Origin of the sequence: Escherichia sp. 93.1518 (assembly GCF_013368915.2) — a bacterium.
In the GTDB taxonomy this organism is placed as follows: Bacteria; Pseudomonadota; Gammaproteobacteria; order Enterobacterales; family Enterobacteriaceae; genus Escherichia; species Escherichia ruysiae.
This window is the reverse complement of record NZ_JABWMT020000022.1, coordinates 35,314-50,076: the sequence shown is the minus strand read 5'-3', so window position 1 is coordinate 50,076 and position 14,763 is coordinate 35,314. Positions and strand designations below refer to the sequence as shown.

At 52.7% G+C, this 14,763-nt stretch carries 12 protein-coding genes and 1 pseudogene; 3 read left to right on the top strand and 10 right to left on the bottom strand.

Annotation, left to right across the window (positions count from 1 at the left end):
• Positions 1-190: 190 nt before the first annotated feature.
• The 10 genes and pseudogenes from potE to kdpF all read right to left on the bottom strand — a co-directional run bounded on the left by potE (position 191) and on the right by kdpF (position 12,152).
• Entirely contained in the window at positions 191-1,510 is a 1,320-nt protein-coding gene (potE, locus tag HEN21_RS16090) for a putrescine-ornithine antiporter (protein WP_000075810.1), read from the bottom strand.
• Positions 1,507-3,705, bottom strand: a complete 2,199-nt coding sequence (gene speF / locus HEN21_RS16085) for an ornithine decarboxylase SpeF (RefSeq protein ID WP_176251794.1) — start codon at positions 3,703-3,705, stop codon at positions 1,507-1,509. Before speF ends, potE begins: the two co-directional genes overlap by 4 nt.
• Before the next feature lie 303 nt (positions 3,706-4,008).
• Positions 4,009-4,113 carry a leader peptide SpeFL gene (gene speFL / locus HEN21_RS16080; protein WP_107164369.1) on the bottom strand — a complete coding sequence of 35 codons (105 nt, stop codon included), beginning with the start codon at positions 4,111-4,113 and terminating at the stop codon, positions 4,009-4,011.
• Positions 4,080-4,199: pseudogene (locus HEN21_RS23465) on the bottom strand (TonB-dependent receptor). The gene speFL and the pseudogene HEN21_RS23465 overlap by 34 nt, the downstream one beginning before the upstream one ends.
• A gap of 187 nt (positions 4,200-4,386) precedes the next feature.
• The gene (kdpE, locus tag HEN21_RS16075; RefSeq protein WP_000186091.1) at positions 4,387-5,064 is read right to left on the bottom strand and encodes a two-component system response regulator KdpE; all 678 of its coding nucleotides are present in this window, start codon (positions 5,062-5,064) and stop codon (positions 4,387-4,389) included.
• Complete coding sequence (kdpD, locus tag HEN21_RS16070; RefSeq protein ID WP_176251694.1) at positions 5,061-7,745, bottom strand: two-component system sensor histidine kinase KdpD; 2,685 nt, start codon at positions 7,743-7,745, stop codon at positions 5,061-5,063. The genes kdpE and kdpD overlap by 4 nt, the downstream gene beginning before the upstream one ends.
• Positions 7,738-8,310, bottom strand: coding sequence for a K(+)-transporting ATPase subunit C (gene kdpC, locus HEN21_RS16065; protein ID WP_010352921.1), 573 nt, complete (start codon positions 8,308-8,310; stop codon positions 7,738-7,740). The genes kdpD and kdpC overlap by 8 nt, the downstream gene beginning before the upstream one ends.
• An 8-nt stretch (positions 8,311-8,318) precedes the next feature.
• Complete coding sequence (gene kdpB / locus HEN21_RS16060) at positions 8,319-10,367, bottom strand: potassium-transporting ATPase subunit KdpB (RefSeq protein WP_016231631.1); 2,049 nt, start codon at positions 10,365-10,367, stop codon at positions 8,319-8,321.
• Between the two features lie 22 nt (positions 10,368-10,389).
• Entirely contained in the window at positions 10,390-12,063 is a 1,674-nt protein-coding gene (gene kdpA, locus HEN21_RS16055; protein ID WP_176251693.1) for a potassium-transporting ATPase subunit KdpA, read from the bottom strand.
• The gene (gene kdpF / locus HEN21_RS16050; RefSeq protein ID WP_001272653.1) at positions 12,063-12,152 is read right to left on the bottom strand and encodes a K(+)-transporting ATPase subunit F; all 90 of its coding nucleotides are present in this window, start codon (positions 12,150-12,152) and stop codon (positions 12,063-12,065) included. Before kdpF ends, kdpA begins: the two co-directional genes overlap by 1 nt.
• A gap of 312 nt (positions 12,153-12,464) precedes the next feature.
• Between kdpF and HEN21_RS16045 the strand changes: the two genes are divergently transcribed.
• The 3 genes from HEN21_RS16045 (at position 12,465) to phrB (ending at position 14,697) form a co-directional block, all read left to right on the top strand.
• Positions 12,465-12,671, top strand: coding sequence for a YbfA family protein (locus HEN21_RS16045; protein WP_000424926.1), 207 nt, complete (start codon positions 12,465-12,467; stop codon positions 12,669-12,671).
• Positions 12,672-12,772: 101 nt separating this feature from the next.
• The gene (locus HEN21_RS16040) at positions 12,773-13,282 is read left to right on the top strand and encodes a YbgA family protein (RefSeq protein ID WP_001075791.1); all 510 of its coding nucleotides are present in this window, start codon (positions 12,773-12,775) and stop codon (positions 13,280-13,282) included.
• On the top strand, positions 13,279-14,697 hold the full coding sequence (gene phrB, locus HEN21_RS16035; protein ID WP_105286587.1) for a deoxyribodipyrimidine photo-lyase: 1,419 nt from the start codon (positions 13,279-13,281) through the stop codon (positions 14,695-14,697). Before HEN21_RS16040 ends, phrB begins: the two co-directional genes overlap by 4 nt.
• Positions 14,698-14,763 lie beyond the last annotated feature (66 nt).

Genomic DNA, 14,763 nt, shown 5'->3' with positions numbered 1-14,763 from the left:
ATCGCCCTTTTTACTTATGACTGCCTGATGCGCTACGCTTATCAGGCCTGCAAGGATAGTGCAATATATTGAATTTGCGCGATTTTGTGGGCTGGGTAAGGCGCTTGCGCCGCCTCCGGCATGAACAACGAGCACTTTGTTAATAATCCCAAAGGGCGATCATTCGATCGCCCTTTTTTACTTCGCTTTATTAACCGTGTTTATTTTTCAGTTCAAAGCGGGGTGATACCAGACCATACAGTGTCCAGCCGAGGAAGGTCACGATGGAGCCATACAGCATGGCCTCTTCCCCAGACGAGTACAGTGCATAGAAGCTGTACATTGCACCAATAAAGGCAACAAAGTTAGCCACTTTCGCTTTAGCAGCCGGAACATTAGCTGCTTTCTGAATGATCACCAGTGCCGCCATCGACAGAATATACGGGATGATATTGGTCACCACGGCCAGGTTAACCAACACGTTGAACTGGCTGTTCAGCGACGGGCTAATGGTCATCAGCGATAACCCACTCTGGATAATCACAATGGTCAACATTCCCTGAACCGGTGCATCCACTTTGGTTACACGAGAGAAAATTTTCGGGAAGTACCCTTCATCGGCAGAAGATTTAAACACCTGGGCAATGGTGAACTGCCAGCCGAGCAATGAACCGCAGCAGGACATCACCATCAACGCCATAATCACTTTACCGACTTCCGGTGTGAACATCTGCGCGAAGGCCAGACCAAACGGTGCCGTTGAATTTGCCAGCTCCATATTTGGCACAATTCCGGCAATCACGTTAGTAGAGACGATATAAATTACTGCCGCACCCAATGTACCGCCAAGAACAGCAATTGGCACGTTACGTTCCGGGTTTTCTACCACTTCAGCGTTCGCACAGGCCGATTCCAGACCGAGAAAAGCCCACAATGTCATGGCAATGGAAGAACCAACCGCGCTAAAGAAGGGCGCATGATGCGGGTTCCAGGAGTCAGCGTAAAGCGTCGGGCTGAACCAGAACCAGCCGATAATGCACAGGCCAATTACCGGAATAATGACACCCCACACGGTAATGCTACTGATCTGCCCGGTAATGCGTGCACCACCAAAGTTAGCCACGGTACATACCCACAGCACAGCAATAGTGGCAAGACCAATCTGAACAGGCGAAAGGGTTGTGTCAAACAACTCAGTACCGTAGCCAACGGCAGAAATAGCGATGGCGACATTGGCAATCAGCAGTGACACACCGTAGGTATAGTTCGCCATGAAGTTACCGGATTTACCGAAGGCATATTCGGCATAACCCCCCATACCACCTGATTTACGGCTATACATACCGCATTTTGCAAAGGCCCAGGCCAGCGCCATTGATCCTACAGCCGTCACTAGCCAGGAGATAATCGAGATCGTCCCGACTTCGGCTAGTTTGGTCGGCAGCATAATGATGCCGGAACCCATCATGTTGACCATCGTCAGTATGGTTAACTGCACGACGCCCATTTTATTCGCTTTAGCCTGACTCATAATTTTTCTCCCTTCAGCAGGGCGCTTTGTGCTTCGCTTGATTTGATGACATAGCACCAGACCTGTTTGCGACCGTCATGTTCTTCGATATAGACACCCTGTAATTCCGGCGCAAAACCTGGCAGCAGGTTAATGCCTTCTTCCAGGGCAATGAAGTAACGCAGAACTGCACCGCCCCAGACTTCACCCGGAACAACACACAGTACGCCCGGGGGATAAGGCAGGGCACCTTCGGCTGCGATACGCCCTTCTGCATCCGGCAGACGAACCAGTTCCACCTCACCGCGTAAGTAGGCGTAGTTAGCTTCTTGTGGATTCATGCTGACGCGAGGGAAGTGTTCCTTACGGAACATCTCTTTTTGCAGTTGTTTCACGTTATGACGGGCATACAGGTCGTGCATTTCCTGGCACAACTGACGCAGGGTATAACCGGCGTAACGGGCTTCATGCTGTTTGTAAATGGAAGGCAGTACGTCCGCCAGAGGCGCATCATCTTCCAGCAGTTTTTCGAAACGTACCAGCAGGGCGACAAGCTGCTGTAGTTTGGCCATATCTTCTGCCGGAGTCAGCAGGAATAAAATGGAGTTAAGGTCGCATTTTTCTGGAACGACACCATTTTCACGCAGGAAGTTAGCGAGAATGGTTGCAGGAACACCGAATGCCTCATATTCGCCGTTACGTGCATCAATGCCTGGGGTAGTCAGTAGCAGCTTGCACGGATCGACAAAATATTGGTTTTCTGCGTAGCCTTCAAAAGAGTGCCAGTGTTCTCCTGGTACAAACTGGAAGAAACGCAGGTCATTGGCAATTTCAGCGGTGGGATATGACTGCCATGGCTTGCCATCCACCAGTTCAGGAACGAACGGACGAATATGCTGACAGTTTTCAAGGATCAGTTTGCGGGCATCAATGCCATTCGCCACGCAGTCCATCCACATATTGCGACCGCTTACGCCTTCATGCATTTTAGCGTTGACGTCCAGTGCCGCGAACAGCGGATAGAACGGACTTGTGGAGGCATGCATCATAAAGGCATTGTTCATGCGTTTATGCGGTACATAACGCGGTTGTCCTTTGATATGGCGGTCTTTTTTATGAATTTGTGAAGTCTGGGAAAAACCCGCCTGCTGTTTATGGACTGACTGCGTAACCAGAATGCCCGGATCGTTTTCATTAAGCTCCAGCAGCAGCGGCGAACAGTCAGCCATCATCGGGATAAACTGCTCGTAGCCGACCCATGCGGAGTCAAACAGAATGTAGTCACACAGATGACCAATTTTATCCACTACCTGACGGGCGTTATAAATTGTACCGTCGTAGGTGCCTAACTGAATAACCGCGAGGCGGAACGGACGCGCCTCTTTTGCCCGCTGCGGTGCGACTTCTGCAATCAGTTCGCGCAGGTAATTTTCTTCGAAGCAGTGCGCATCAATGCCACCGATAAAGCCATACGGGTTGCGTGCTGTTTCCAGATAAACCGGTGTTGCACCAGCTTGTAGCAACGCCCCGTGGTGATTAGATTTATGGTTATTGCGGTCAAACAGCACCAGATCGCCCGGTGTCAGCAGTGCGTTTAATACCACTTTGTTTGAAGAGGAGGTGCCGTTTAAAACGAAGTAGGTTTTATCGGCATTAAACACTTTTGCTGCGTGTTGTTGTGCGATACACGGTGCGCCTTCATGAATCAGCAGGTCACCCATTGCCACGTCGGCGTTGCACAAGTCAGAACGGAAAAGAGTTTCACCAAAATACTCTACAAACTGGTTACCTGCCGGATGGCGACGGAAAAATTCGCCGCCCTGATGACCGGGGCAATCAAATGCGCTGTTACCCTGATTGACATAATCGACCAGTGCGCGGAAGAAAGGTGGGCGTAACTGGGTTTCATAATGGCTGGCAGCGGTTTCTAACTGGCGACCGTAAAACGTTTTCCGCGCTTCGCAATGTTCGAAGACACCCGAAATACGTGACAGGTATTTTGCTGGCACATGATCTTCATTTTCCGTGGCAATAAATACAGGAATGCCATAGCCAGTAGCGTCTATTTCATCGAGTTTTCCACGTTCAACATCATCGACCGATAAAACAATGGCAGCAACGTCAATATAATTACTTTCGTCAATGTTCACGCATACACGATGAGTGGAAAAGTAATTCTGGCAAGAACGACTAACGGCAATTTTTAATTCTGACATTTTTCATCTCTTTATTTCAGGTAATAGCAGGTCCTCAATTTCTCAAAAGAGAAATTGATAACGCCGGAAAAAAGCAAAACATCACCCCTGATAAATAAATCAGTAGTTTGCTTTTTGTAGATGCAATAACCCGACCAGCCCGGTAACTGGCAATACTCTACCTGTCCAGATTGCGACGTAGCGATCTGAATTAATAAGGGTATAAAAGGGTTAGCAATGTATGAGCACCAGGGATACAGGTATTAACCTGTGATGCTTAAAGACAGGGAGACCTGTATTTTGAGGTGCCCTTTAGTCAGAAGACTAGCGGGCATTAAAGAAATGAAAGTCAAAGCTATTGCGATGGGAAAACTTCATAATATGAGTTGTTCGCCTTATATGGGGCATTGCACGGTTATTATTTTCCATTTTCCTTTACCTTTTTCTGTATCAGTTGAAGGTAAAATTATTCTATCCAGGAAATGTCTCTAATCTATGAAGAAGATCAAAAAAATGGTCAAACTAAAAGTTGTTAATCATAAAGTATGGATGGTGCAAAACAGAATATTGCTTTGTTTTTTTGATTTTGTAATTTAATTGTTTGTGTTTTGTTAGTGCATTAATCCTGCTGAATAATAATGTTTCAGCAGGGCTAATTTTAAAATAATAATTCTTTTAAAAGTGCAAAAAATGAATAAATATTCAAAGCATAAACCGATACCCAATACCGGTTTCAGTAATGAAATGGCGGGGGCGGGCGGGATCCTGTTCCAGTTTTTGTCGCAGATGTCCCATATAAATACGCAAATAATGACTGTGTTCGACCGCGTTTGGCCCCCACACCTGGTTAAGGAGTTGGCGCTGGGTGAGCACTTTTCCCGCATTATTGAGCAACACTGCCAGCAGGCGAAACTCAATCGGGGTGAGATGCACCTCTTCCTCACCGCGATGGATCACACGAGCCGCTAAATCGACGGTAACATCAGAAAACTTCACTACCGGATCGGGTGCGGCGGTAGCTGAGTGGCGGCGTAAAGCGACGCGCAGACGCGCCTGCAATTCGCCAATGCCAAACGGTTTACTCAGGTAATCATCAGCTCCGGCATCCAGCGCGGCGATTTTGTCGCTCTCTTCACTACGTGCGGAAAGCACAATCACCGGCACTACGCTCCACTGGCGCAGGTCGCGGATAAACTCAATTCCATCGCCATCGGGCAGGCCGAGATCGAGAATAATCAAATCCGGCTTGCGGGTTGCCGCTTCCAGCAAGCCGCGTTGCAGCGTTTCGGCCTCAAAGACGCGCATACCGTCGCCCTCCAGCGCCGTGCGCAGAAAGCGACGAATAGCCTGTTCATCTTCAACAATCAGAACGTTTGTCACATATCCTCATGAAATTCTTCAAGTTCAGGGGCAGTTTGCTGGGGAAGTGTAACACGAAAACAGGCACCACCTTCCGGTCGGTTGAACGCGGTAATGGTGCCGCCGTGTACATCCACAATCGCCCGACAAATTGCCAGCCCAAGCCCGACGCCCGGTACTGCCGACTCCTTATTTCCGCGAGCAAACTTATCGAATATCGTCTGCTCCTGGCCTGGCGGAAGACCGGGGCCGTTATCCCAGACATCCAGTTGTAGATTTTCGCCCTCAACGTGGGCATCGATACCAATTTCGGCCTGTGCGCCCGCGTATTTCACCGCGTTCTCCAGCAGATTAATCAGCAACCGTTCAAAGAGTGGCCCGTCAACGTGGATTAAAGTCAGTGGTTCTGGCAATGACAGGTTGATGGGCGATGATAAACCCGGTTCCAGCATTTGCAGCGCACTGCCGACCACTTCTTCCAGCGTTAACCACTCTTTCTTCAAATTAAAGCCGCCGGACTGAATTCGCGCCATATCGAGTAAATTATTCACCAGGCGGGTGGTGTTCAGCACATGTTGGCGAATTTCGCTGGCCTGGCGAGCGTGCGGAGAACCTTCACTCGCCAGATCGAGCGTTAAGATTTCTGCCTGACCGAATAGCACCGTGAGCGGAGTGCGCAAATCATGCGAAAGCGCCGCCAGCAGGGCGTTGCGGATCTGTTCACGTTCGCTTGCCATCCGCGCCTGTTCTTCGCTGGCGGTCAACGTCAGCCGCTCAAGGGCATTGGCGACTAACAGCGTAAACGTTTCCAGCAGGCGCTGCTGTTCCGGGATCATCAACTGGCGCAGATTCCCCGGTTCCACCACCACCAGCCCGTAGGTTTTCTCGCCGCTTTTTAACGGCAAAATCTGGTACGGTACGCCGGGTAACGTGTCGGTGCCCGCGCCCGCTGGTAGGCCTTTATCAAAACTCCACTGCGCGATGGCATCGTCCCACGGCGTCATTCCCTGCGGATGCGTCAACGGCTGCAATTTACCATTGTCATCAGGTAGCAACACCTGGCTGCGAGCATGAAACGTGGAGGCAATAAATTGTTCGCTGGTGGCGGCGATATCCTGCGGGCTGCGGCCTACCGCCAGAGCTTTCGACATTTCATATAAGTGCCGCGTGCGTTGCTCGCGGTAGCGGGCTACCCGCGCCTGATAACGCACGCCAGCAGTAAGGTTCCCGATCACCAGCCCGACGGTTAACATCACCGCGAAGGTCAGCAGATATTGCACATCAGAGACGGCGAGCGTGCCGCGTGGGGCGATAAAAAAGAGATCGAAACTCACTACATTAATGACGGTGGCGACCACCGAAGGCCAGCGCCCATAAAATAGCGCCACCATCACCACGCCAAGCAGATACAGCATCACCAGGTTGGCGGCATCAAACGCCATCAGCCACTGCATGGCAATTAGGGTGATAACGGCGCATAACGCGGCGGCAACCACGCATCCCTGAATCTGTACCCGCCACTTGTCTTTAAAAGAGCGGCTATCCGGCGCGTTATTAAGTGTGCGGGCAGGCGGTTCATCAAGCGCGACTAGCACCTGATCGAGATCGGGGGCGATGCGCGCCAGCCGATCAGCAAACGTTTCCCGACGCCACCAGCGGCGCGAGGCCGGACGACCGAGAATAATCTTGCCGAGATTATGTTCACGGGCATAACGTACTACCGCTTTTTCTTCTGCCGGATCAGAAAGTGTTGCCGTCTCTGCGCCCAGCTCCTGCGCCAGACGTAAGGCGCTGAGAATTGCCCGACGTTTTTTCTCGGGTAAGCGGTGCAGGGCAGGGGTTTCAACATACACCGCGTGCCAGACGCTCCCCAGCCGTGACGCCAGCCGCGCCGCTGCGCGGACCAGTTTTTCGCTGCCCGTGTTATGCCCGATGCATAAAAGGATCGCGTCGCGCGTGTGCCACACTTTCTCTGCGCCAGGATGCCCCCGCCAGGCGCGCATTTGCTCATCAACGCGATCGGCAGTGCGGCGCAGTGCCAGTTCGCGCAGGGCGATCAGATTGCCTTTGCGGAAAAAATGTTCAATGGCGCGCTCCGCCTGCCCGGCAATGTAGACTTTGCCTTCTTTCAGCCGCTGGCGCAGATCGTCCGGGGGCAAGTCCACCAGCACCACGTCGTCGGCGGCATCGAAAAAAGGATCGGGCACGGTTTCCCGTACCTGAATTCCGGTGACGCCGCTGACCACATCATTCAGACTTTCCAGATGCTGAACGTTGACGGTTGTGAAAACATCAATGCCAGCTTCCAGCAGTTCTTCGATATCCTGCCAGCGTTTAGGATGACGAGAACCTGGCGCATTACTGTGCGCCAGTTCGTCCATTAAGATCAGCGCCGGACGGCGGGCGAGGGCGGCATCGAGATCAAACTCGCTGATATGCCGCCCACGGTACGCCTGGCGTTTCAGCGGCAGAACAGCCAGACCTTCCAGCATGGCGGCGGTATCTTTCCGCCCGTGGGTTTCTACCACGCCAACCACAATATCCAGCCCTTGCGCCCGCAGTCGCTGGGCTTCTGCCAGCATCGCCCAGGTCTTCCCGACGCCTGCGCAGGCACCGAAGAAAACTTTCAGCTTTCCCCGATGCGGCGCGGCAGTTTGTTCCAGCAGACGGTCGGGATCGGGACGTAAGGGTTCGTTATTCATCAAGCTTATCCAGCGCCAGATTGAGTTCGACAATATTGACGACCGGCTGGCCGATATATTTCACCAGCGGTTGTTGGCTGTATTTTGCGATCAGCTGCGTGAGCTGTTCAACGCTGAGATTACGCGCTTTCGCGACGCGTGGGATCTGCCAGGCCGCCGCTTGCGGGGTAATGTTATTGTCCAGCCCGCTTGCCGACGCCGTCACCAGTTCAACCGGAACGTTCGTGCTGGCATCCGGGTTAGCGGCCCGTAATGCAGCAACGCGTGCGGCTATTAGTTTATCCAGCTCCGGGTTACTGACCGCCAGATTGCTCCCGCCAGAAGCCTGTGAATTATAGGGCATTTCTGCCGTTGCCGACGGGCGACCATGAAAATAACCGTTGCCGGTAAAATTCTGCCCGATTAATGCCGAACCGCGCACCGTATCACCTTCACGGATCAACGAACCATTGGCTTGCCAGGGAAACCACCATTGCCCCAGCGCGGTGGTCAGTAGCGGATAAACACCGCCAGTGATCAATAACAGAAAGAGAAATGTCGATAATGCCGGACGTAATCCACTCATGGTAACCCTCACACCAGACCGCAAACGGTCAGTAGTAAATCAATCACTTTGATACCGATAAACGGCACTAGTAGCCCACCCAGACCGTAAATCCATAAGTTACGGCGCAACATGGCAGAAGCGGTAAGCGGTTTATAACTCACGCCTTTTAACGCCAGAGGAATTAAAAAGACGATAATCAAGGCGTTGAAAATCACCGCACTGAGAATGGCGGAGTCGGGCGAATGCAGGCGCATGATGTTCAGTGCATTTAACTGCGGATACGTTGCCGCGAACGCCGCCGGAATAATGGCGAAGTATTTCGCTACATCGTTGGCAATGCTGAAGGTGGTGAGCGAGCCACGGGTCATCAGCATCTGTTTGCCAATGTGCACCACCTCGATCAACTTGGTCGGGTTGGAGTCGAGATCCACCATATTGCCCGCTTCTTTCGCCGCCTGAGTGCCGGAGTTCATCGCCACCGCGACATCTGCCTGCGCGAGCGCCGGAGCATCGTTGGTGCCGTCGCCTGTCATCGCCACTAAACGGCCTTCCGCCTGATACTGACGAATCAACGCCAGTTTGGCCTCTGGTGTCGCTTCGGCGAGGAAATCATCGACGCCCGCTTCCGCAGCAATCGCGGCGGCAGTCAGACGGTTATCTCCGGTAATCATCACCGTTTTAATGCCCATTTGGCGCAGTTGTGCGAAACGCTCTTTGATACCGCCTTTGACGATATCTTTCAGCGCAATAACGCCCAGCACGCGGGAACCTTCTACTACTACCAGCGGCGTGGCACCCTGACGCGCAACGTTATCAACTTTTTGATCGACATCGGCAGGGAAGTGACCACCGTTAGCCTCAACATGGCGGCGAATGGCATCGACAGAACCTTTACGGATCATGCGGTTGTCGATGTTGATCCCGCTCATCCGGCTTTGTGCAGTAAATGGCACAAAGGTGGCATGGAGCGACTGCACATCGCGCTCGCGCAGGTTAAAACGCTGCTTGGCGAGGATCACAATACTGCGGCCTTCCGGCGTTTCGTCGGCCAGCGAAGCCAGTTGTGCGGCATCGGCCAGCGTTTTTTCCTCTACGCCCTGCGCGGGGATAAACTCCGACGCCTGACGGTTACCTAGCGTGATGGTGCCGGTTTTATCCAGCAGCAGAACGTCAACGTCGCCCGCCGCTTCAACGGCACGTCCGCTGGTGGCGATCACATTGGCGCCCAGCATTCGGCTCATCCCGGCGACGCCGATCGCTGAAAGCAGGCCGCCGATGGTGGTTGGGATCAGACAGACCAGCAGCGCCACCAGTACCGTTACGCTGACCGCGTTACCGCCCCAGGCAGAAAATGGCCATAGCGTTGCGGTTGCCAGTAAAAAGACGATGGTCAGGGCAATCAGCAGGATGGTCAGGGCAATCTCGTTCGGCGTTTTGCGTCGCTGTGCGCCTTCCACCATCGCGATCATCCGATCCAGAAATGTCTCGCCGGGGTTAACGCTGCACTCGATCACCAGCCAGTCAGAAAGAATTCGCGTGCCACCAGTGACGGAGGCAAAATCGCCGCCGGATTCACGGATCACCGGTGCTGATTCCCCGGTGATGGCGCTCTCATCGACCGACGCGCCACCTTCAATGACTTCACCATCGCAGGGGATGATATCGCCTGCCTCTACCAGCACGATGTCGCCTTTACGCAGTTGATCGGCAGGAATTTTGTCCGCCGCAGCGCCATATTTCGGCTCACGCAGCTTACGGGCAAAGGCGGTTTTTTTGACCCCTTTCAGACTGTTGGCCTGCGCTTTACTGCGGCCTTCTGCCAGCGCCTCGGCGAAATTAGCGAACAGCACAGTGATCCACAGCCAGCCACTAATTGCCGCACTAAACAGCGCATTGCCAGGCATCGCACCGCTTGCCATCGCGATGCTAATAGCGGTGGTCAGCAGACTGCCGATCCAGACGATAAACATCACCGGATTGCGCCATTGCGCCTGCGGGCTTAATTTTTTAACCGCTTCTTTCAGCGCCTGAACGACAAGTGTTGGTTCGAATAGCGCCAGTTGTTTACGACTCATATTCAGTGCTCACTCAATATCATCAAGAGAGATACTCCGCCACCGGACCAAGCGCCAGGGCAGGGATAAAGGTCAGTGCGCCAACCAGCAACACGGTGCCGATTAACAGGCCAACAAACAGCGGGCCGTGCGTTGGCAATGTGCCGGAGCTGGTGGGTTGGCTCTTTTTACTCACCAGCGAACCAGCAATCGCCATCACCGGGATAATCACCCCGAAGCGACCGACAAACATGCAGAACGCCAGTAAACAGTTCCAGAACGGTGAGTTGGCGCTTAATCCGGCAAAGGCGCTGCCGTTGTTATTAGCGGCGGACGACACGGCATACAGCACTTCGCTAAAACCATGCGGGCCAGGGTTGAGCATGGCGCTACGTCCGGCGTCGGTCATCATCGCCAGCGCCGCGCCCATCAGCACCAGCGTCGGGGTGACCAGAATCGCCAGCGCGGTCAGTTTCATCTCGCGCACGTCGATTTTTTTACCCAGATATTCCGGCGTGCGACCAATCATCAGCCCGGCAATAAACACCGCCAGCAGGACGAACAGCATCATGCCGTAAAGGCCAGAACCAACGCCGCCGAATACCACTTCACCAATTTGCATCAACCACATCGGCACCATGCCGCCAGGGGCGGTAAACGAATCATGCATCGCAATCACCGCACCGCAGGAAGCCGCCGTGGTCACAACCGCAAACAGGCTACTGACCAGCACGCCAAAACGGCTCTCTTTACCTTCCATATTGATGTTACTGTCTGCGCCGAGCGCCAGCAGATGCGGATTACCCTGAACTTCTGCCCACATCACCACGCCTACGCAGATGACAAAAATAATCGACATCGCCCACAGCAACATGCGTCCCTGGCGGCGATCGCCCGCCACTTCGCCAAAGGCAAAGCACAGTGCTGTTGGGATCAAGAAGATCGCCAGCATTTGCACGAAGTTGGTCAGTGCGGTCGGGTTTTCAAACGGATGTGACGAGTTGGCATTAAAGAAACCACCGCCATTAGTGCCGAGCATCTTAATCGCTTCCTGAGAAGCCACCGGCCCCATCGGTAACAGTTGTTGTGCTCCTTCAATGGTCGTCACCGCCTGATAGGGCAGAAAGTTTTGCAGCGCACCTTGTTGAATAAAAAACAGCGCAATCAGCAACGCCACAGGGGCTAACACCCATAACGTGATGCGTAGCAGATCGACCCAGGCATTACCGAGCGTGCTCATGCTCTGGCGGGTAAACGCGCGGATAAGGGCAAAAATCACCGCAATCCCGCTGGCGGCAGAAAGAAAGTTTTGTACCGTTAAGCCCGCCATTTGGCTGAAATAGCTTAACGTGGTTTCACCGCTGTAAGATTGCCAGTTGGTATTAGTCACAAAGCTGACGGCAGTATTCAGCGCCAGATCCCACGACAGCCCCGGCAGCTGCTGCGGATTAAGCGGCAGATAATGCTGACCGAGCAACATAAAATACAGTAGCGCCAGCCCCAGCATATTCAGACAGAGAATGGCAGAGAGATATTGCTTCCAGTTCATCTCGCGACCAGAGACGCCAAGTGCGCGAAAGAGTACGCGCTCAACGCCCGCCGTACCGGGAAGAGGAATATCATTAATCAGCCGCGCCAGCCCGCTGCCTAAAGGGCGCGCCAGCACCATCAGTACCAGTAAAAACGTGGCGATCAGTAACAACCCTTGCGCAGCCATCAAAACGCCTCCGCATTGATCAGGGCATAAACCAGATACCCCAGTAATAAAAACACCAGCAACACGCCGGTTATCACGCCTGCACTCACAGTGCACCTCCAGTGGCCTAAAAGTGATACCGGAAGGGTAGAATTCTGGCTGCAAAGATTTCGCAAAAATCTGCGGGCGGGGTGTAAAAAAAGTATAAAAATGGCAAAGACCGCAATTTAACTAATGGTTAGTATTGATTTAACTTTTATGTAACTTAATTACATGGTGAATGTAAATAAACCATCAATAAGCAAAAATAAGTGGTCGGATGAGTAGTAAAATTACACAAAAGGCGGTACTATTTTCATCAGATAAACAAATTCATTTTCCGGTGCTATTCACCGGGTAGATACAAAAGGGGGGAGAAAAGTATGGAACTCTACAGAGAATATCCTGCATGGCTTATCTTTTTACGCCGTACTTATGCGGTTGCAGCGGGCGTTCTGGCGCTGCCTTTCATGCTTTTCTGGAAAGACCGAGCCCGCTTTTACAGCTACCTACATCGCGTCTGGTCGAAAACCAGCGAGAAACCGGTGTGGATGGATCAGGCCGAAAAGGCGACCGGTGATTTTTATTGATTGCTAAGTTCTGAATACATTGAAAACCGCCAGCGGAAACGCTGGCGGTTTTTTTGTTTTCGCCGTCTACACTTACTCCTGTAAACCGTTCAGGAGCAGTAATGAATCAACAACTTTTTGATGAAAGCACCCTAATCCGTATCTCCGCGCTTCACGAGTTATACCGTCTTAAAGAGCGAGGCTTAACGCGCGGTATGCTCAACGATTATCACAGCCGCTATAAACTCGTATTTCTGGCGCATTCTCAGCCGGAGTACCGCAAACTTGGCCCGTTCGTGGCAGATATTCATCAGTGGCAAAATCTGGACGATTTTTACAATGAATACCGCCAGCGCGTAATCGTTTTGCTATCTCACCCCGCCAACCCGCGCGATCACACCAACGTTTTGATGCACGTTCAGGGGTATTTTCGTCCGCATCTTGATTCCACAGAACGTCAGCAACTGGCGGCGCTTATCGACAGTTATCGATGTGGCGAGCAACCGCTTCTTGCGCCGCTGATGCGTATCAAACACTATATGGCGCTTTATCCTAATGCCTGGCTTTCAGGGCAACGTTATTTCGAACTTTGGCCGCGTGTTATTAACTTGCGCCATGCAGGAGTTTTATGACCACCCATCTGGTCTGGTTTCGCCAGGATTTACGTCTGCACGATAATCTCGCGCTGGCTGCCGCCTGCCGCAATTCGTCTGCACGCGTGCTGGCGTTGTATATCGCTACACCACGCCAGTGGGCGGCGCATAGCATGTCGCCGCGTCAGGCTGAATTTATCAATGCTCAACTGAACGGGCTACAGATCGCGCTGGCAGAAAAAGGCATTCCTTTATTGTTCCGTGAAGTGGATGACTTTGCCGACAGCGTTGAAATGGTTAAACAGGTGTGCGTGGAAAACCGCGTTACCCATTTGTTTTATAACTATCAGTATGAAGTGAATGAGCGAGCGCGGGATGCTCTGGTTGAGAGAACGCTGTGTAACGTGGTGTGTGAAGGATTTGATGACAGCGTGATCCTGCCACCTGGCGCGGTGATGGCCGGCAATCACGAGATGTACAAAGTATTTACGCCATTTAAAAATGCCTGGCTGAAACGGCTGCGGGAAGGGATGCCGGAGTGCGTCGCTGCACCAACAGTCCGTAGTAGCGGAGCGATAGATCCCGCGCCATCCATTACGCTGAATTACCCTCGTCAGTCTTTCGATACTGCGCATTTCCCGGTGGAAGAAAAAGCGGCGATTGCGCAATTACGCCATTTTTGCCAGAACGGTGCCGGAGAGTATGAGCAACAGCGTGATTTTCCGGCAGTAGAAGGCACCAGCCGTTTGTCCGCAAGCCTCGCAACGGGAGGATTATCGCCTCGCCAGTGTTTGCATCGCCTGCTGGCGGAACAACCGCAGGCGCTGGACGGTGGAGCGGGTAGCGTCTGGCTTAATGAGTTGATATGGCGCGAGTTTTACCGGCACCTGATAACGTATTACCCCTCGCTGTGTAAACATCGTCCGTTTATTGCCTGGACCGACCGCGTGCAGTGGCAGCGCAATCCCACACATTTAAAGGCCTGGCAGGAAGGCAAAACCGGATACCCGATTGTCGATGCCGCCATGCGTCAGCTTAACAGCACTGGCTGGATGCATAACCGTCTGCGGATGATCACTGCCAGTTTTCTGGTGAAAGATTTGTTGATCGACTGGCGCGAAGGGGAGCGGTATTTCATGTCGCAGCTTATCGATGGTGATTTGGCAGCCAATAACGGCGGCTGGCAGTGGGCGGCTTCTACGGGTACTGATGCCGCGCCGTATTTTCGTATATTCAACCCGACAACCCAGGGCGAGAAATTTGACCGCGAGGGTGGGTTTATCCGTCAGTGGTTACCGGAGCTGCGCGATGTGCCGGGAAAATCGGTGCATGAGCCGTGGAAATGGGCACAGAAAGTGGGTGTAAAGCTGGATTATCCAGAGCCGATTGTCGATCACAAAGAAGCCAGATTACGAACGCTGGCAGCGTATGAGGCGGCGAGGAAAGGGAAATAACAGACGCGTCAGGCAATTGTGCCCAGATGCCGGATGCGAAGTGAACGCCGTATCCGGCCTACCTGA